Below are 18,475 nucleotides of genomic sequence, written 5' to 3'. Positions count from 1 at the left end.
ATCAATTCAAAAAGATTTATTTCTAAGAAATAGATATAAAAATAAAACTAGTTAAATATTCCTTTACGAAGATTTATTTAATTCGGTAATAAGAATTTTTAACTTAGAAACTCATAAATGCCTGATGACTATAGAAAAAGTATTGATCGTAGATGATGAGCCTCTGTTAAGAGACTTTCTTTCGGAGCTTCTTCTAACCAGAGGACTCTCTCCGTTTACTGCTGATAACGTGAAACAAGGCTGTCATAAAATCAAAACAGAGAAGTATGACCTCATTATTTCAGATATGAACATGCCTGATGGGACAGGCTTGGATATCATCAAAACCTCTAAAGAATTTGCGCCCCATACACCTGTTCTAGTGATCACGGCATACGGAACAATCGAAAATGCTGTAAAAGCCATGCATCATGGGGCATTTAACTACCTCACAAAGCCTTTCTCATCGGAAGCCTTGTTTGCTTTCATAGCCAAGGCTGAGGAGTTACAAAACCTTGTAAACGAGAATCTTTTGCTAAAATCGCAAATTTCCTCAGAATCTCATCCTCTAATCGCCGAGAGCCCCGCAATGAAGGATTTACTATCTAAAGCAAGAAAAGCCGCGGATAGCTCTGCCAACATTTTTATTCATGGCGAATCTGGCTGCGGGAAAGAAGTCCTTTCGTTTTTTATTCATAGAAATTCCCCTAGAGCTTCCTGCCCCTACATCAAGGTGAATTGCGCCGCCATTCCGGAAACCTTGTTAGAATCCGAGTTTTTTGGTCATGAAAAAGGCGCTTTTACAGGAGCCACAGGAAAAAAGGCAGGGCGTTTTGAGCTCGCACACACCGGGACCCTTTTACTAGATGAGATCACGGAAGTGCCTATCAATCTTCAAGCCAAGCTACTCAGAGCGATTCAAGAGAAAGAATTTGAACACCTTGGAGGGACGAAAACCTTATCGGTAGATGTGCGTATCCTTGCTACATCTAATCGCAACCTTAAAGAAGCTGTAGATCAAAAAATTTTCCGACAAGATTTGTTTTATCGTCTTAACGTGATTCCCCTGTACCTCCCTCCCCTAAGAGAAAGAAAAGATGATATTCTTCCTTTATCACAGTACTTCCTAGAGAAATTCTGTAGGTTAAATAATAAACCAATGAAAACACTTTCGGAAAGCGCCAAATCTGCTCTTCTCGACTATCCTTGGCCCGGGAATATCCGCGAACTCTCCAATGTATTGGAGAGGGCGGTCATCCTAGAAAGTCCCACCTACCTGACGGAGACTATGCTCGCTCTATCCTAACAATAGGGAACGCTGTCCTGGGGAGTTTTTCTTGAGTTTCTGAGGAACTTCTGCTAAGCTCTCCAACCTCAAAGGTCTCCGATCCCGCACGTCAGGGAGTCTTAGGCACCGATAGCTCAATTGGATAGAGTACCTGGCTTCGGACCAGGTGGTTAGAGGTTCGAGCCCTCTTCGGTGCGTTAAAAGTTTTTAGAATAAAGGTTTGCCCTCTTATAATAACAGATAGGAGAAACTCTTTTTCTTTTTCTGATTTTTCATCTCCATATGTTGTATCAATCTTTCCACCATAAGGAGACGGCATGCACACCCCTCAGCGTCGAGCAACCCAACGAAAAAAAGCTCCAAAACATGAGGTTGCCAACCTAGAAATTACAGGCAAGTCCTTTCACGTATCTCAACCACTACGCCAGCTCATCATTGAAAAGAGTAGTCAGCTACCTCCACTAGACGCGATTCACATAGTGTTAACCTCTCATAAAGAAAAACAAGGGACGGAAGTACATCTTACCGCTATGGGAAGGAAAGAGACATTCCAGGTAAAAACACAACATAACAATTCCTATAGTGCAGTCATTGCCGCTTTCAAAAAAATCCGTACGTTAGCAAATAAACACCAGAAAATCCGCCAAGACAAGAAGAAACACGATAAAGGCCTATCTAAAAAAGAAGAGCAAATCCTTGAGCTTGAAGAGGATATTCATCTCTATGATGATCTATTACCTTTGGAAACTATGGATGCCTGGGACTCTCTAAAATATTATGGTTATATTCCCGGATCGGCAAAAAAAGTTCTCTCTAGAAAGAAAATTCATCTCCCTATTCTTTCTGAAGATGAGGCGATTAAGAAATTCGAAGCTTCCCACAATAAAGTGCTAGTCTTCCTAAACGAAAAAGAGCATAAGATTCAGTTAATCCACAAACAAAACGATGACAATTATGTCCTCATCGAACCAATTATCGCACCAGGATTCCACATCTTTTAATGATCAGGTCACGACGAACACAGATTCTCTCACCATCTTTGACCCGATACGGTATAAAATCTTGGCATCGACACCTGAAGAAAAGGTACGTCAAGAGCTCATTACTTGTCTCGTTGAGGAATTGCACTACCCGCCGTCCCTAATTATTGTCGAAAAAGGTCTGAAGACTTTATTTCCTCTTCTTTCTCGTAAGGAGATACGCTTGCCTCGACGTCGTCCCGATCTCTTGGTGATCACACCAGCAACATATACGGATGCCGAGGGGAAAACCTACAACTTAGGAGAGCCTCGCCCCCTGCTGTTGATTGAATGTAAAGCACGAGTAATTAACCAACAAACACTCAACCAATTATTAAGCTACAACTATATTATCGGATCTCCATGCATCTCTGTTGTTTGCTACAAAAAACAACAAACAGGATTTCTCAATCCCAAGACACACACTTTAGATTTTTATCCAGGACTACCGTGCTATTCCCAACTGATCTCCTACTATCTGACGCTAAACTCTGTACAACCTATAAACTAAAGATATGCATACCCTGACACCGGCAATTACTCTCAAAACTCTTCCTCAAGGGAAACACCATTGCATAACTACAATATTTTCCCCCCTAGGACTTCTTACATTTTTTGCAAAGCAAGGGCAATCTTTATACTATGATTTTCGAGAGGCTCTCATTCCGCTTTCCTTAGGGGTCTACAACCTTGATCATTCTCCGCCAAAAATGCGCAAACTACTCTTTGCGGAAGTAAAAAATACCTTTACAACAATCAAATCTGAACTTCCCCTACTACAAGCTGCAGGGAAAATGACACAAAGTATTTTAGGATCACAGTGGCAAGAAAAACCCTCTCAAGAACTTTTTTCTCTTTTTTTAAATTTTCTCCATCGCTTACCGGAAAGTAAAAATCCCGAAATGTTTGCAGCGACTTTCCTACTCAAACTTTTACAATATGAAGGCATCCTCGATCTCTCAACAACATGTGCAGCATGTAAAAAAACTATTCTGTCTGCATCTTTTTATCGTCATAAAGGGAGGAAATTCTGCATAGAACACAGCCCAGAATCTGCTGTGATGATAGAAAACGAAGAAGAGAAAATCCTTCACGCACTCGTGCATGCAAAGAGATTTCAAGATCTTCTACATCTATCAAATTTCCATTTGGAATTTTCAGAAAAGATTACCCTCATGTTTGATAGTGTTTTTCATGAAGATAAACATAAGAAATTACCGCAGAGTAATGGTTCCGCCTGAACTACTCTGCACTTCAAAGACTAGGGTCACAGGAGCAATGCCCACTAAAGAATTATGATAGGTTTTTCTCCAAATTCCTCGACCACGTTTCTCGAAATCCCCTTCCAACACCACCTTTCCTTTTGTAGACACTTTGGTATGAACAATCACACCGACATTCTTCGGTAAAGTCAACGTGAGGGGTTCTACTTCATTACTCAAGGAGATAGTCGCGTTTCTCTCCCATTTACCACGAAAATCCAAGTCCATTTTACATGAGGAGCAAGAGATCATTAAAGAGGTTAACTTGGGATATCTCCCTGTTAACTTGGCTCTTAAAAATCCAAAGGACCCGTTATAAACAATAGATTCTAATTTTGGGAAATCTCCAGACACATCAAAATGCACACGCTTCTTACGTTGCGCATGAATTTCCATAGTTTCCATATCCGGAAACTCTCCAGAAAAATTAAACCGATCTATATGAAATTTTTCATCTTCAGAGATGTAATGCTCGGAACAAACGGGGAGACTGCATGAGGTGATAAACGAAAATACAAATAGAAAAATAGAAAGAAACCGCAAGGTTTATACCCCAAAATCGAAACTATACTCACTATGAAAATTCAAGATAAAGAAATCAAGGAGAAGAGTCCTATTCGCCACTTCCATTGCGAAAGAGGGGACTCGAACCCCTAAGGAAAGCTCCACTACCACCTCAAGATAGTGCGTATACCAATTCCGCCACTTCCGCAAAAAAAGATAGCTTAACGAGGGGATCCCCTTTACCTCAAGAAAAAAAATGTTTCCGACTGAGTAAAAATGCAGTACATTAGAGGAAGCTTGAACAACAACTTTTAGGAATCATGCGTTGTACTGCCCATTGCACAGCTTCGTCTTATAATTTACACGTGCTCTTTCATTTACTGAAAACTCGCTTCCCTACGGTTTTATCTAGAGAGTATGTTTTAGTATCTTCCGAAAATCCTGAAGAATGTGACAAAATTGCTGTATTTTTCCCTTTTGGTGTGGCTGTTTTCTGGGGTTGGGAGGAATCCGAAGAAATTAAAATTCTTCAATCTATTGTTACAGCTTCTCCCGAGATCCTCCCCCAACCAGAAATAGACTGCTACAACTTTCATTATGGGGAAAAATTGCAAATACGTAGAGATAGACTCATCCTAGCAGATTCGCAACTCAATACAAAATTAGCCATATCTTTTGGTCTTGCTCAGTCAGTAAAACTGACGATATTTGAAGCGACCATCTATAAAACTATAGAGGATTCTAAACGCCTTCCCCAAGATCTAGCCACAAAAGGGAAAATTTCTATGCCAAGGAAGGCTATTGCCAAAAAAATAGGCAAACTTTTTTTAGACAAAGCCTCTGTCAATCTCCATTCGGATATTCTTGATGAACCCGACTTTTTCTGGGAGCATCCAGAAACACAACCCATCTATATTGACGTTCTTAACTGCTTAGATATTAACGCAAGAATCAATGTTCTCAATCATAGATTAACCATTCTTGGAGATGTCCTCGAAATCTTAAATGACCAACTCAATCACCAACATTCCTCCTCACTAGAGTGGACGATCATTTGGCTAATTATGCTAGAAGTTTCTGTAGCTTTACTGAAAGACGTATTCAATGTCATTTAAACAACTGCTATACAACCTACCCACTCACCTCTGCTGTGGTCTCATCCATCTTTACAGATGGACAATTTCTCCTCTATTAGGAAGCCCTTGTAGGTTTTTTCCCTCCTGTTCGCAGTACGCTTTACAGGCGTTAAAACATCATAAGTGTATTCGAGGGCTCTGGTTGACAATAAAAAGAATAGGAAAATGTGGGCCTTGGCACCCAGGGGGAATCGATCTCGTCCCTATGACGACTTTGGAGGAAGCTTTAGATGTTTCCCAGGTAACAAACGATGATGACTCAGGTGATTCACACGCATGATGTCTTCAATAGTTACGCCAAAACGGCGTGCGATTAACCATAAAGAATCCCCCTCTTTTACAACATAGTCTTCGTAAACAATAGGTTCCTCTGTCACGCACGCCTCAGCCTTCTCGGCTTCAACAATAAAAGAACGCGGTGTCTCGACAATCCGATGAATAAAATCCTGAGTATAAGGAGATTCCTTAGGGAGAAGAGCAACAAAGGTTTTCAAATCCTCATCTGTAAATGTATGCAACACCCAATCTGCATCATAAACCAGAAGCAATAAAGCTGCTAGAGGTTCGCCGACACTTGTATAGGTCAATAAAACTTTTTGTCGTTGTTCAGGGGAAATGGCTGTTGCTCGATGATTCTCATTACATAAGGAAAAAAACATCGCCTCCCCATTATGTATAACCATTCTTGCTAAGGAAGCCACGGAAGATACACGCTCTTCAGCACCACAAAGTAATGTGCGAAAATACAGAAATTCTGGGGTATGACAAAAATGGTACAAACAATCTTCGTCAACGGCCCCCTGCTCTAAATGTGTAGAAATCGCCCTAAACAACCCTCGTGTAGTGAAAGGATAGCGCTCGCGCGATAAGTAACGTCGTACTAAACCGTACTCTTTCTCATCAATATTCGGAAGCAACCATGTTTTCCCCTGACTACGCAACTGAGTGAATGTCAAAGGATGAGAAAGAGCTCCTCCCACATCGACATCATAAGCATGAATAGCGACACTCAACGCCCACAACTTTAATGGTCTCCCATAGAGCAAATGATCCTCATCCAACAAGCGATACAATTCCTCAAGAGACGCTTCAGATAGCCTCTCCAAAAAATCTTCAGGGATTTTTTGTACTCGACAGTTCTTAGCTACTAAAGGACCTGAAAATAACCGCAGTTTATAAATGTCCTTTCTGAAAATAGTTGAGTAAAACAAAAGTAAAAAAACAATATTTAATACTGCGCTTAAAACTAAAGCTTGCTTCAGCCACCGAATCGTTTTTCGCCAAGTCATTAAAGATCACCTCTGAAAGCCGAGCCCCTCTCTAAGCATTAAAATACTTGCCACTATACACTCCTCCTCGTAAAATCTGTCACAAAAATGTCTCACCTTTACTATTCATGCGCGTTTCTTTATCCTCATTACAAAGATTTTTTTCTTCTCCCCTGTCTATCAAACAAATTATAGAAGCTTGTGATCATATAGGTATCGAAACTGAAATAGAAACACTTCTCAGTAGCTCATTCTCTTCCATTATCACAGCAAAGATTATACAAACTCTCCCCCATCCTAATGCGGATAAACTCGTAGTGGCTACCCTTTTTGACGGAAAGCAAGAACATCAAGTCGTCTGTGGAGCTCCGAATTGTCGTCCTGATATCATAGTTCCTTTAGCTCTTCCAGGAGCAAAACTCCACGATCACGAAGGGAATCCTTATACAATAAAAAAATCTAAATTGCGTGGCATAGAATCCCAAGGTATGTGCTGTGGCGCTGATGAATTAGGATTTTCTCATCTCCAAAAAACAGAAAGGGGATTATTTGAATTTCCTGCAAACACTCCCTTAGGAGAAAGTGCCTGTGCCTTACTTGCCGATACATGGATTGAATTCTCTCTGACTCCGAATCTTGGCCACTGCGCCTCCCTTTTAGGTCTTGCTAGAGAAATTGCGCATGTCACCCATGTCGACCTTATTCTACCTCAGGAGTTTTCATTTTCTCCTTTAGAAATAATTACCAAAGACAGCCCTTCTCATGACACGAGTATTTGTCCCTTTTTCTGCTGTGTAAAAATTTCTGGAGTATGTGCGGAAACCTCTCCTCAAGAGCTACAACAGGCTCTCAGCCAATTCAAACAGAAATCTATTAATACCATTGTAGACATCACGAATTACATCATGTTGGCTATGGGGCAACCTCTCCACGTCTACGACGCAAAAACTGTAGATATCGACTCCTTACATGCTGAAAAAGCACAAGAACAACACGGTCTAAAACTCTTAAATAATGAAGAGGTTCTGATCCCACAAGGAACAGCGATTATCTGTGATAAAAACCATACTGTAGGTTTAGCAGGTGTCATGGGAAGTGGGGATTCTTCCTTCAACGAAACAACTACAGACATTATTTTAGAAGCTGCGTATTTTCTTCCCAAGGCTATCCGTGCCTCTCAAATGCGTATTCCCCTGCATTCTGAAGCTGCCTACCGCTTTACACGAGGTACCGATCCGGATCATGTTTTGCCTTCTCTCTACGCGGCCATCCACTACATACAAAAGCTTTTCCCCAAGGCTAAGGTTGCTCCTATTCATGTTTTAGGTTCTATACCACCATCTCCTACTCTAACCTTACGCACGGAAATGGTAGAACGCGTGCTTGGAGTCCCTCTTAGTCATTCTCAAGTACATGAAGAACTTGCCTCTTTAGGCTTTACTGTGACTCCCCAAGACCAAGGGAGCCTCTCTGTGCAGGTGCCTGCGTATCGTCATGACATCCGTGAGGAAATCGATCTTGTTGAAGAGATGTGCAGAACGCAGCCATGGAAAATAGAGAAGAAAAAAGCTCCTGCCACTTATAGCCCTCTATATGCGTTTAAACGAGAAATTGTCGACTTCTTAGCACAATCTGGGTTGCAACAATTTTTCACCTGCGACCTTTTGGATATGGAGACTGCAGCCTTACATAGGCAAGAAACGGATTATATTGCACTGCAAGGCTCTAAACACGCTACTGTACTACGAGATTCTTTGCTGCCTGGACTATTAAAAAGTACGGCAACAAATTTAAATAGACAAGCTCCCTACGTACATGCTTTTGAGTTAGGGACGATTTACACTAAGAAAAATGCCCAATATCAAGAAACGCAAAGTTTAGGCATCATCCTATCAGGGGAAGCAGAAGAACTCTCTTGGGTATTTCACGAGCGTGTTTTGTCTTTCTATTCAATAAAAGGATGGCTAGAGAGATTATTCCGCCATTTCTATATTTCTTCGAAGACTTACACAATTCGTCCTAGTGAACATCCGAGTTTTCATCCCTATCAGCAAGCGGATCTCTATCTTCACAAGCATCTGTTAGGACGCTTTGGGACATTACATCCTCAGCTATGTAAAAAAGCTCACATCAAGCATCCTGTATTCTTTGCAGAGCTCTCGGTGGACTCTCTTTTACATACACAAAAGAAAGCCATAGCTCGCTACCAGCCGTACCCTATTTATCCTTCTTCATTCAGGGATATCACACTGACCGTTGATGAGTCTGTCCCAGCAGATGCATTACGGAAGAAACTTTTAAGTTTCCCTTCTAAATGGCTTGAAAATGTTTCCATTATCAGTATATACCAAAATAAGAACCCTACCGCACAAAATAAAAATGTTTCCCTACGTCTTGTATTCCAAAACAAGGAAAGAACATTATCTAATCAAGAAATAGAAGAAGAACATGAGCGTTTACTTGCTATGCTTAATGAGCAACTAGACGATACAAAAGGAACAATCGATTCATGAAACAGCTGCTTTTTTGCATTTGCGCACTCTCTTTTTCATGCTTTACCTATGGGTCTACTCTAAAACAAGATCCTTCGGTGATGAAGGAGACTTTCCGAAATAATTACGGAATTATCGTATCAGGAAGAGATTGGGTGAAGCGGGGCTGTGATGGAACAATCACTAAAGTTTTAAAAGATGGATCGACTCTTTATGAAACTTACGTTCAAGGTCTTCTTCATGGCGAGATCACACTCACCTTCCCCCATTCTACAACGCTATCGGTAATCAAAACCTATGACCAGGGAAGGCTTGTTTCTCATAAAACATTCTTTTCTAATGGTCTCCCATCTCAAGAAGAAGTCTTCCAAGAAGATGGATCTCTTACTGTGACTCGCTGGCCGGATAATAAAAGTAACGACACCATCACAGAACCGTATTTTATTGAAACTACCTATCAAGGACGGGTAATTGAAGGCAGCTATTCTTCTTTTAACGGGAAATACACCTCCACTATCCGGAATGGAGAAGGCGTTCGTTCGAACTTCTCTCCAAATAATGTGCTGCTTTACGAAGAAATATTCAACGATGGGGTGATGGTAAAAAGAACCACCTTTTATGCTACCAGAGATCCGGAAACGATTACCCATTATGTGAATGGCCAGCCTCATGGTTTACGTTTAACTTATCTTCCTGGGGGGATCCCGAACACTATTGAAGAGTGGCGCTATGGCTACCAAGACGGAACAACAACAGTGTTTAAAAACGGTTGTAAAGCTGCAGAGATTCCTTTTGTAAAAGGAGCTAAGGAAGGATGTGAATTACGCTATAACGAAGAAGAAGTCATAGCGGAAGAAGTATCTTGGAGAAATAACTTGCCTCATGGTATGAGGAAAATCTACGCTGCCGGCGTGTATAAATGTGAATGGTATCATCGTGGACGCCTAGTCTCAAAAACAAAATTCGAGAGACTCAATAATGCGGGATAATGTAGTTTTCCATGTCCGAAAATCTTTACTTAGTTTCTGACGATTCTAAATTTTCTCTATCGCAAGCCTGTTCTCAAGGCTTGCAGATAGCCAAATATCCTCCCTTACAAGTCATCGTTCATTTTCAAAACAATGCCGTTGTAAAAACTGAGTTATCGGTATCTCCGGTATTTTCTTGTTTATTTTTAGGTCCCGGCTCTCATAAAGCTATGGAAGAAATCGTTTTACTATGTGCGAAATACTCTCAGAAAATAGACATGCCACGTTCTTCTTACATCAATACATCGATTCTAAAGAAACAACAAGAAATGATACTCAACTGTGTGGCTACGATTCCTTTCGGGCAAACGCACACCTATGGAGATATTGCTCAAGCAACAGACACTCACCCTCGTACAGTAGGAGCAGTGTGTAAGCAGAATCCTTTTCTTTTGTTTTTCCCCTGCCACAGAGTCATAGGAAGTCATGGCGAACGCCATTACTGTGCAGGAAAACAGATCCAAGATATCCTCCTCAATTTTGAGGGGTCTATAAGTTAGTCTTGTAATTTAGGATCTAGAGCGTCTCGAATACCATCTCCTATCAATGCTATAGCAATAAGCAAAGCGGTCAGCATAATGGCAGGAGGCCAAAGAATACAACTTTCCGAAGGAAAAGCTGTCACTCCTTCTTTCATAAGATTTCCCCAAGACACAGAGCTTTCCTCTCCGAGACCTAAAAATGTTAACCCCGCCTCACAGCTAATCATTGCCATCATAGAAAACGGCAGTAGGGAAATCACCGGGACAATCGCATTAGGAAGTATCTGATGTACCATAATGTGATAATGGCTGTAACACATATTTGTCGCCGCTAACACATAGGACATATTGCGTTGTTTTAAGGTTTCTATTCTGATGTATCTGCTAAATCCTGTCCAACCGAAACATCCAAGTAAGATTGTATCTAAAAATAAGGATTTTTTCTGCGTTATAGACACCACGAGCATCAAAATAAACAACATGGGCATGGTTTCCCAAATCTCAGTAAATCTAGAAAGAACCATATCCGTAGTTCCGCCAAAATACCCAGAAACTAAACCAATAACCGTACCAATAAACAAAGCAATGGCAACGGAGATCCCTCCGACAACTATAGCAATACGAATCCCGAAAATTAAAGAGGCTAAAAGATCTTTGCGATTAATTCGTGTGCGCTGCCACCAACGTATGTACTTATTCATCTCATGAGAACCTCCCGCATCATCTTCCCAATGGAAAGAACTCAGCAACGGGTTGATAAGAATGCGAAGTTTTTCAGATTCTTCGTTAATCCACGCACGTTTATCTTGAATAAAGTTAATCGCGCTATGGATTTTATTGTATTCCTCAAGAACCCGGCGTGTACTTAATAGGTGCTTACGGAAAGGTTCCGCTTCTTCTTCTATCGAAGAATACGCTGAACGTAATCTCTCATTATGATCTTTATTATATAAAGCTAGGTTCAAATCATGTTCGACTCGAGTGAGCGCCATAAGAAAAGGACGGTACTCATCTATTGCCTTATACCAAGTTTGTAATGCTGATTCGTAAGAAGCGTGCAACTTGTCTAGTCTTTGTTGTAAACGCTCCAAACATACCTGCTCATTTTTCATCTGTGAGTAGTACAGCGTGGGCATTGGTGAACCTTTGTACCCCTCATACGCCACACAATACTTCTGTAATTTCTCGTGCTGTAATTTACGGTATTTTGACTTTATCAAAATTCCCAACTGCTCGTACTTACTCATGTATGTCTTTTCTAATTCCCAAGTACGCACATCTTTAGGAAGTAAAACGATATTTTCTGTTCTGCTATTGGCAATTTGCGAAAGGATTTTCTCTGCTCGCAATTTTTTCAGATTTTCATCTCCAGCGGGATCTTGGATATTCCCTTGGTATACAAAGATAAATCCTAATACTTGAGCAAGAGTTAAAATCCCAAGAAGAGCCCTACGAGCTCTTCTCTTAAAGAGCTTGCAAGCTATAAAGAACAACGGCAGAGTTGCCATCAAAACATTAAAAAACAGATCTATAGCCTTAGTATAAAAACCTGAGAACCATAAATATCTAAATAAAGGGAAATATAGAGACCCCTCCCATTGAACTACAATAGGTTTACTACTCGCAAATAGAGGTGCATATACACCTAGAAGTACTAATGCGATAACAAACTTCCATGACAGAGAGGCAAGGAAATTCTTATGGTATGCCTGAAAGAATCGGCGATAAAAAGAAGTCGGGGATTCCATTTTAAACCCTCTTACCTCCTAGTTGTACCCTCGGATCTAATAGCACGTAGCAAATATCCCCTATTAAATAACCTAATAGGGATAGAGCGGATCCAACGAGGACAGAAAACAACACCACATTATGATCTCGATTTAAAATGGCCTGATAGAAAAATCTCCCAAACCCATCGATATCAAACAGGGTTTCTACAACTAAAGCCCCTCCCAATATAGCGCCTAAAGACGAAGCTAGTGAAGTAATCAAGGAAGAAGCTGCGTTCTTCCCTACGTGCTTGACAAGAATATCATAACGAGACACACCACGAGCTCGTGCGGCACAAATATAGTCTTCTCCTAGGATTTCTAAAAAGACCGATCTACTTAACCGTGACTGAGAAGCAAATGCCCCATAACTTACAGCACAAAAAGGAAGAAAGCTATGAGCTAAGGTATCTAAAATCTTCCCCCAAGAACTCAACTGATTGAAAATTTCCGGAGAGGATTGTAAGCCGCTGTATGGCATAGGAATAGAGGTAAATGGGATGGTTTTATTAATTACGAAATTATCAATAATCCAAGGAACAGCCACAAAGACAGGAACAGAGAATAGAAACAGGAAGATAAAATTCAGTGTATGATCGATCCAACGGTTTCTATTTAACGCCATAAGCATGCCAAATACTTGACATAAGATAAACACTAGGATCATAGGGAAAACTGATAGCGTTAACGAAGAACGCAAACGTTTAACCACTTCAGAAACTACCGTTTTATGTGGATCATTACGTAAGGTTCCGAAATCCAAACGTAAAACACGCGACATATAGCGAGCAAAACGTGTTTCTAAAAAAAAGGTCTTCCAAGAAAAGTGTCTATAGGGAAAGGCTTCCATACCTCCTTCCTGACGAAACCATTCCTTTAAAGAATCTACCTTAATCCCAATATCTTCTTCAGAAAGAAGCTTCACAAGCATAGCATTGCTTTTGGAAACTCTTTCATTATACGCATATTGTTCTGGGGATAGGCCTGAGCCAACTATTCCCTGACGGATAGCTCCACGAATGAATAAGTCTGCGGCAACATGACGATAGGAAGGTGTTTTTGTATTGTCGTTAGCTTCAAATAATAATACGGGCAGAAGAAATTTTGCCCTATCACCCCAATAAATCTTTAATTTAGAAAAAGATTGCTTCTTGATGAAGCAATCGACGATTTCTTCTATCCCGCTCTTGACTTTAGCGTGTGAAATTGCAGGACGCGTATTAAAAAAAATGGGTAGAGTTAAGCCATAATGCTCGCGAAACTGTAAATAGCGATCAGGACCTTTGTATGTACGGATCTTATCCGACTTCCCTGGATCTCCAAAGGCATCCACGGATTGCTCTTCGATAACATCTCCTGGAGCTGCGTTCAATATAATGAAATTAATGGAAATAATGGCAAACAGCGTCAGAGGAATTAATATCAGACGTTTTAAGATATACTTAAGCACTCTTCCTCCTTCCTGTCTAACCAAACCATATGAAGATTCACCATTTCGTCTTGAGCGTCAGGAATTAAATCTGTTCTCTGTTTGGGGACAAAGACGTTTTTCACGTAATCTTTATAGAGTAAAGAAAAAGTACGGGAGTACAAGAAAGCATAAGGAGATTCTTCATGAATAACTTCATGAAAACGATGGTATAGATCTACGCGTTTATTGGCGTCATATTCATAGCTAAGTTGATCTATAATTTTATCAGCTTCGGGATTATGGAAACCAACGACATTAGCTGAGCCTTTTTCCATTGCCCCTTCCGAATGCCAAAGGGCTCGAGGATCCTCGGGAGGCGATCCTAGACACCAGCCTGTAAGCAAAGCATCGAAATTCTTTTCTTCAAATGCTTGGGATAGGTCAGCGGTATCTAATCCTAATAAACTACACTCAATACCTATCTCTTTACACACGGTAGCTACATATTCTGCAATCGTACGGCCGGTGACACTTTTGACATAGTAACAAAGGCGGAAACGAAAAGGAATCACCACGCCATCTATGACTTTTTCTCGGATACCATCGCCGTCAACATCTATCCATCCCTCTTCTTCTAAAATACGCGCAGCCTCTTCTGGAGAATAATGCCAGCCTTCGATCTTTTGATTATAGGCAGGAGAAAAAGGCGAGAAGGGCCCGCTAATGACGTGCGCACGACCATCTAAACACTCTTCTATAATCCTATCACGATCTATGAGCATATTCATAGCGCGTCGCACTTGACGGTTCTCAAAAAATAATGAGTAACAATTCCAACCAATGTACGCGTACGAACGATCTGGGTAGATCATCTCACGAATAGCTTCGCCTCGGGAAGCTTGATTTTTATAGGCCGGAGTTTTCATGAAACTCACGAGATTATCCACGTGATTTGGTGGTAAATAAGCCAAGTCTAGTTTCCCTGATTTGAAGTCCTGAAATAGTGAGTCTGAGTTATCTTTAATATAAACATAACGCTTCTCAATTAGAGCTTCTTTAGGGTTATAGTGGTGAGGATTCCTCGTGAAGATCAGTTTTTCATCATCCATTCCAGAAAAATAAAATGCGCCGCAGCTCACAATATAGTTCATAGACCAGTGTGAGGAGAAGTTTTGCGCCCATACCGAATCTTTACGATAGGTGTCAGGATCAGAGTCATTTTTAATGATCTTTTCTCCATTAGCAAAATACTGATAAACGAAACGTGGAAGGGGTTTCAAAGATAAAGTATTAAAGAAAGCGGAGTAGAGCACTTTCTTCTCCTCTTTGCCCTCTTCATTTACAAGAGTATGAGCTTTCCAGCGCACTATAAATTTTAAATCATTTTCTACTTGGATAGAGACGATATCTTCGAGGTATGAACGCAAAGCTACGGCGCGCATCTCTGCAATATACGGGTTCATCACGGCATCGTAATAAAATTTGAAATCATAAGCCGTGACAGGATGTGGCTGCATAAAATGCTCGGCTAGCTGTACATGTTTAGGGAAACGCAAGGGATCAACGGGGACCCAAAATACATTAGGACGTAAATAAATATGAAACTCACGATCACCAGAGTCGTCTGAGGCCATGCGTTCTTCTATTTTTAAGGCCAGACCGGGGGCAAATTCTTCGTGTTTCCCTACATGAGTATTGGCTAACCCAGGAACACACAAATCATACATTTTTACGACATAATCATACCCGTTAAAAGGGCTCAAATTGTCTGGTTTCCCCACATGAGCGGTACGTAAAACGCCTTTAGGAACAAAATCCTCTCCGATAAGTTCCGTTAAAGTTGTTTCCATGTAAGGGTCTGGAGAAAGTAGATTAGGATAACGCGGATCTCCGACTTCTACAAAAGCAGAACACGTAGTTGCTGATAAGGAAGAAGAACATGATGGATTTAGAGATCGCGTAGCATGATTTTGCTTCACGATGCTGAGTAATTCTTGGATGTCTTCTTGTACATCTCGAACATTCATTTTGATTAACTTGATGTCTTTTTCAAGCAAATCAGACGACCAGTATAACAAAACCAAAGAGCCAACGACTACACACTTTAAAATTTTGTCTATTACACACCGTTTATTCATATAAAACAGATCCTCTGCCAAAGACTACAGCACTCTGACAGTTCCTGAAAAACATGTCTTTCAGCCTTTAAGCTTTTCAAGACTCCATCACCCGGCTATTGTAGCAAACTCTAACAAAATCAGCTAAAATTTTTGAGATAACAAGCTCTATCAAAACAACAAAAAAATTATTTACTTTCTTTAAAAAACGTAAAAAGCACCCAAGATTTACTTATCAAAACTCTTTCTTTTTCTAGATCCATACCATTGCGTTGCCTTGGATACTATCACAAAAATCTAGTAAAATTTTTCTTATAATCTATGCATCACATGGCCATCAGGATGGAGCAAAAGTGTGGTGCAGTACACATTAGGCACAAAATACGTTACCGTTTACTGACTTTCTATCTTTCCTTCTTCAAAGTTTAAAATACATTCCCAATTAGGTTTTACAAATTAAAGTTTCCGATATTAAACATGCATCAAATAAAAAACCTAAACATATTACTTTATCTGATCTTAAACAAAATGAACGATCTTTTTGAAAAGGTTGTAAATAATCTTCTTTATTAATGCAATAATTTAATACATATGGAAACCAGATGCGTAATAGACTATGAGATCCTATTCCTCTTTTAAAAATTTTAAAATAAAACGGATTGTGGATGTGAATTTATTCTATTTTTCGTGACCTAAGGGGGCAGTAGGATATGCATAGGGTGAGAATAGGGTTGAGATCCCCATCAAGGGCTACCCACCTGTAGAAAACAGTCTTGCAAATCTATACCAGGCAATTTGACACTTATTAAACGGAAACGGGACGCTCAAGGACTTATTAAGTTGTCTTAAATTGAATATGAGCAAGTGAAAAAGACTTTAGGCGAAGTCGTTTGAGAGGATGTTCACAACGAGAAACAGGGGCATCCCCCTGTTTCATCAACACAAGTAGAACTCTTACTGATGATGCTTGACAGTGTGATTCTCACTTTCTTTGTTTTCAGATTCAGAATCTTGATCACCATTCTCGCTTACTTTTACCTCATCATTTTCATCAGCGAAAGCAGTCGTTCCATAAGCACATGAAGAAGCTAAAAGAAGCGCTAAGATTAATTTTTTCATTTCTATTCTCCTTGTTGTATACGCCAAACAAAACATCCCCCTACCATATCTAGAAAAACTAAAAATATGGGGGAAGTCAATACTGGCATAAAGGTTTCTAGAGATTCTATGAAAAAATCAGAATAATGCGCAATGAAAAAACCCTGACGCTTCGATGCACATTGATGTACTTTTCACTATTGTCAAAATACATTCCGCATGATCTTATAAACGCAACCGGGAGATTTTACCTAAGCTTTATTGACTCTTAGGAAAAGCTTTCAGGGGCTATTTCAAAGGCATTTGTGAAACCGTAAATACAATCTCGTTATCCACTATAAGGTAGCGGTTTATGCCTGTAGTACCCATGACCATGTACATAGACAATCTCTTGTTCGACTGATTCCGTTGTAGAATGCGCGTGCTCATAAATTTGCACTTCATCAGAGAACATCGTGGTCCCACAAGCACATCCAGAAGCCAACAAAAAACTGAACATGAAGTTTTTCATTTCTATTCTCCTTGTTGTATACGCCAAACAAAACACCCTCTTACCCTATCTAGAAAACTAAAAACAGAGGCGGAGAGTAAGCTTGATATAAAAACCGCTAGGTATTTTACGAAGAACACGTATAACGAACAATTTAAAAAACTACATTCTTCTCACGATAGCTCTAGAAAAGATAGGCTGCATTCTTGAAAAGTGCGCTGCGTATCTATGCATCCCCTCTTGCCCTTTTAGGTCGGTTTTCCTACCTATAGACCGCAAAAGCATGGCGGACTGTCAATCTTTGGAAATCTCTGCGTAGCAAGTCAGAAAATGTACAAACTCAATAATCATTTCACATCTTCGAAATCTCTAGGGAATGTGAGGAGAAGTCTGATGGACATGGATAGATGGGTCTATACCTGTGGTAATAAAAAAGGATCCTCTTAGAAAGTAACCTTGAGCTAAGAAGATCTTTATATCTGTGTTTTACGCTAAATACGTGCAGCGGGCAATCTTGGAAAGTTTTCTAGTCTTCCCAACACTCTACTCTAGAGCAAGAACCCCCTGTACAGCTGCCCTCTTCTTTATCTTCGTCTGCGTAAGCAATTCTATCGTTAGATACTTCGAAACTGTATACGCGTGGTGTCGCACAAGAAGTGAGTAAAAGTAGGGCTAGCATGAGTTTTTTCATTGTATTCTCTTTATTTTAAGTTCGGTTGATTGTACGTGTACTCTATTCTATAGCAAGTGGAATAAGCAAAAAAGAGTATCTCTATTCTTCTTTTTGTTGTGGCAATAGGTAGATACCGTAAAGAAGTATCAGAATACCTAAAAGTAAAGAAAATATCGCCACAGGAATGGGCATCAACCCCAATGACACACATCCTTGAATAAACATCTCAGAAATGGCACAAGACGTAAAGGCAAGATAGACTGCTCCGGATCCGCATAATGCCAATATCAGACCGAAAATCGCCACGGCGCTGGCGATTTCATAACGTGTGCGAACAGAAAAGCATGCACGCCAAGAGACACTCATCCTATCACAAAGACCACTGCGTATCATTGTATTATTACTTACATCAATACTTTTCATAAATAAGATGCTCTATAAACAAGTAGAACTATTATA

Annotated in this window: 18 protein-coding genes and 2 tRNA genes; 10 read left to right on the top strand and 10 right to left on the bottom strand. The window is 40.2% G+C overall.

All coding sequences use genetic code 11. The annotated features are described in order from the left end of the window. Positions 1-124 precede the first annotated feature (124 nt). The 5 genes from CHAB577_RS00840 to recO all read left to right on the top strand — a co-directional run bounded on the left by CHAB577_RS00840 (position 125) and on the right by recO (position 3,527). Positions 125-1,285 (top strand): sigma-54-dependent transcriptional regulator, encoded by a 1,161-nt coding sequence (locus tag CHAB577_RS00840; protein WP_086393197.1) that lies wholly within the window; start codon positions 125-127, stop codon positions 1,283-1,285. 105 nt (positions 1,286-1,390) lie between these two features. Continuing rightward, positions 1,391-1,464, top strand: a tRNA-Arg gene (locus CHAB577_RS00835). Positions 1,465-1,584: 120 nt separating this feature from the next. Next, on the top strand, positions 1,585-2,268 hold the full coding sequence (locus CHAB577_RS00830) for an HPF/RaiA family ribosome-associated protein (protein WP_011096864.1): 684 nt from the start codon (positions 1,585-1,587) through the stop codon (positions 2,266-2,268). Then, positions 2,222-2,797, top strand: a complete 576-nt coding sequence (locus CHAB577_RS00825) for a type I restriction enzyme HsdR N-terminal domain-containing protein (RefSeq protein WP_041461308.1) — start codon at positions 2,222-2,224, stop codon at positions 2,795-2,797. Before CHAB577_RS00830 ends, CHAB577_RS00825 begins: the two co-directional genes overlap by 47 nt. Positions 2,798-2,801: 4 nt before the next feature. Further along, positions 2,802-3,527, top strand: a complete 726-nt coding sequence (recO, locus tag CHAB577_RS00820) for a DNA repair protein RecO (RefSeq protein WP_011096862.1) — start codon at positions 2,802-2,804, stop codon at positions 3,525-3,527. Here the strand turns inward: recO and CHAB577_RS00815 are convergent. Both CHAB577_RS00815 and CHAB577_RS00810 read right to left on the bottom strand, forming a co-directional pair. After that, the gene (locus tag CHAB577_RS00815; protein WP_011096861.1) at positions 3,501-4,091 is read right to left on the bottom strand and encodes a hypothetical protein; all 591 of its coding nucleotides are present in this window, start codon (positions 4,089-4,091) and stop codon (positions 3,501-3,503) included. The genes recO and CHAB577_RS00815 overlap by 27 nt on opposite strands. An 87-nt stretch (positions 4,092-4,178) precedes the next feature. After that, positions 4,179-4,260 (bottom strand) — tRNA-Leu (locus tag CHAB577_RS00810). A gap of 112 nt (positions 4,261-4,372) precedes the next feature. Here CHAB577_RS00810 and CHAB577_RS00805 point away from each other — a divergent pair. Both CHAB577_RS00805 and yidD read left to right on the top strand, forming a co-directional pair. Further along, on the top strand, positions 4,373-5,167 hold the full coding sequence (locus CHAB577_RS00805; RefSeq protein WP_006343815.1) for an RMD1 family protein: 795 nt from the start codon (positions 4,373-4,375) through the stop codon (positions 5,165-5,167). After that, a complete protein-coding gene (gene yidD / locus CHAB577_RS00800) occupies positions 5,157-5,468 on the top strand; it encodes a membrane protein insertion efficiency factor YidD (protein ID WP_006343814.1) in 312 nt (103 codons plus the stop codon). Before CHAB577_RS00805 ends, yidD begins: the two co-directional genes overlap by 11 nt. On the opposite strand, the gene CHAB577_RS00795 is transcribed toward yidD, so the two are convergent. After that, entirely contained in the window at positions 5,392-6,477 is a 1,086-nt protein-coding gene (locus CHAB577_RS00795; RefSeq protein ID WP_011096860.1) for a LysM peptidoglycan-binding domain-containing protein, read from the bottom strand. The genes yidD and CHAB577_RS00795 overlap by 77 nt on opposite strands. Before the next feature lie 107 nt (positions 6,478-6,584). On the opposite strand from CHAB577_RS00795, the gene pheT reads away from it, so the two are divergent. From pheT to CHAB577_RS00780, 3 genes are read left to right on the top strand one after another with little or no spacing between them, the layout of a single operon-like run. Then, positions 6,585-8,969 (top strand): phenylalanine--tRNA ligase subunit beta, encoded by a 2,385-nt coding sequence (gene pheT, locus CHAB577_RS00790; protein WP_011096859.1) that lies wholly within the window; start codon positions 6,585-6,587, stop codon positions 8,967-8,969. Then, complete coding sequence (locus CHAB577_RS00785; RefSeq protein WP_011096858.1) at positions 8,966-9,937, top strand: toxin-antitoxin system YwqK family antitoxin; 972 nt, start codon at positions 8,966-8,968, stop codon at positions 9,935-9,937. The genes pheT and CHAB577_RS00785 overlap by 4 nt, the downstream gene beginning before the upstream one ends. Positions 9,938-9,948: 11 nt before the next feature. Beyond that, positions 9,949-10,476, top strand: a complete 528-nt coding sequence (locus tag CHAB577_RS00780; protein WP_006343810.1) for an MGMT family protein — start codon at positions 9,949-9,951, stop codon at positions 10,474-10,476. Here CHAB577_RS00780 and CHAB577_RS00775 read toward each other — a convergent pair. The 7 genes from CHAB577_RS00775 to CHAB577_RS00750 form a co-directional block, all read right to left on the bottom strand. Further along, entirely contained in the window at positions 10,473-12,206 is a 1,734-nt protein-coding gene (locus CHAB577_RS00775; protein WP_011096857.1) for an ABC transporter permease, read from the bottom strand. The two genes, CHAB577_RS00780 and CHAB577_RS00775, sit on opposite strands and share 4 nt — an antisense overlap. Position 12,207: 1 nt before the next feature. Then, positions 12,208-13,677, bottom strand: a complete 1,470-nt coding sequence (locus CHAB577_RS00770; protein ID WP_006343808.1) for an ABC transporter permease — start codon at positions 13,675-13,677, stop codon at positions 12,208-12,210. Then, positions 13,659-15,776, bottom strand: coding sequence for an ABC transporter substrate-binding protein (locus tag CHAB577_RS00765; RefSeq protein WP_011096856.1), 2,118 nt, complete (start codon positions 15,774-15,776; stop codon positions 13,659-13,661). Before CHAB577_RS00765 ends, CHAB577_RS00770 begins: the two co-directional genes overlap by 19 nt. Before the next feature lie 933 nt (positions 15,777-16,709). Continuing rightward, positions 16,710-16,874, bottom strand: a complete 165-nt coding sequence (locus CHAB577_RS05175; RefSeq protein WP_167382212.1) for a hypothetical protein — start codon at positions 16,872-16,874, stop codon at positions 16,710-16,712. 307 nt (positions 16,875-17,181) lie between these two features. After that, the gene (locus CHAB577_RS00760; protein ID WP_035395245.1) at positions 17,182-17,364 is read right to left on the bottom strand and encodes a hypothetical protein; all 183 of its coding nucleotides are present in this window, start codon (positions 17,362-17,364) and stop codon (positions 17,182-17,184) included. A gap of 505 nt (positions 17,365-17,869) precedes the next feature. Then, a complete protein-coding gene (locus CHAB577_RS05170) occupies positions 17,870-18,034 on the bottom strand; it encodes a hypothetical protein (protein WP_167382211.1) in 165 nt (54 codons plus the stop codon). 81 nt (positions 18,035-18,115) lie between these two features. Next, on the bottom strand, positions 18,116-18,439 hold the full coding sequence (locus CHAB577_RS00750; protein WP_086393198.1) for a hypothetical protein: 324 nt from the start codon (positions 18,437-18,439) through the stop codon (positions 18,116-18,118). Positions 18,440-18,475: the final 36 nt, after the last annotated feature.

The sequence above is a fragment of the Chlamydia abortus genome, from assembly GCF_002895085.1.
GTDB lineage: Bacteria > Chlamydiota > Chlamydiia > Chlamydiales > Chlamydiaceae > Chlamydia > Chlamydia abortus.
This window is presented reverse-complemented; position numbering and strand designations above follow the sequence as displayed.

Coding starts and splice junctions, on each gene's coding strand:
- CHAB577_RS00840 (WP_086393197.1), top strand. CDS start 125: ATGACTATAGAAAAAGTATTGATCGTAGATGATGAGCCTCTGTTAAGA.
- CHAB577_RS00830 (WP_011096864.1), top strand. CDS start 1,585: ATGCACACCCCTCAGCGTCGAGCAACCCAACGAAAAAAAGCTCCAAAA.
- CHAB577_RS00825 (WP_041461308.1), top strand. CDS start 2,222: ATGTCCTCATCGAACCAATTATCGCACCAGGATTCCACATCTTTTAAT.
- recO (WP_011096862.1), top strand. CDS start 2,802: ATGCATACCCTGACACCGGCAATTACTCTCAAAACTCTTCCTCAAGGG.
- CHAB577_RS00805 (WP_006343815.1), top strand. CDS start 4,373: ATGCGTTGTACTGCCCATTGCACAGCTTCGTCTTATAATTTACACGTG.
- yidD (WP_006343814.1), top strand. CDS start 5,157: ATGTCATTTAAACAACTGCTATACAACCTACCCACTCACCTCTGCTGT.
- CHAB577_RS00795 (WP_011096860.1), bottom strand. CDS start 6,477: ATGACTTGGCGAAAAACGATTCGGTGGCTGAAGCAAGCTTTAGTTTTA.
- pheT (WP_011096859.1), top strand. CDS start 6,585: ATGCGCGTTTCTTTATCCTCATTACAAAGATTTTTTTCTTCTCCCCTG.
- CHAB577_RS00785 (WP_011096858.1), top strand. CDS start 8,966: ATGAAACAGCTGCTTTTTTGCATTTGCGCACTCTCTTTTTCATGCTTT.
- CHAB577_RS00780 (WP_006343810.1), top strand. CDS start 9,949: ATGTCCGAAAATCTTTACTTAGTTTCTGACGATTCTAAATTTTCTCTA.
- CHAB577_RS00775 (WP_011096857.1), bottom strand. CDS start 12,206: ATGGAATCCCCGACTTCTTTTTATCGCCGATTCTTTCAGGCATACCAT.
- CHAB577_RS00765 (WP_011096856.1), bottom strand. CDS start 15,776: ATGAATAAACGGTGTGTAATAGACAAAATTTTAAAGTGTGTAGTCGTT.
- CHAB577_RS05175 (WP_167382212.1), bottom strand. CDS start 16,874: ATGAAAAAATTAATCTTAGCGCTTCTTTTAGCTTCTTCATGTGCTTAT.
- CHAB577_RS00760 (WP_035395245.1), bottom strand. CDS start 17,364: ATGAAAAACTTCATGTTCAGTTTTTTGTTGGCTTCTGGATGTGCTTGT.
- CHAB577_RS05170 (WP_167382211.1), bottom strand. CDS start 18,034: ATGAAAAAACTCATGCTAGCCCTACTTTTACTCACTTCTTGTGCGACA.
- CHAB577_RS00750 (WP_086393198.1), bottom strand. CDS start 18,439: ATGAAAAGTATTGATGTAAGTAATAATACAATGATACGCAGTGGTCTT.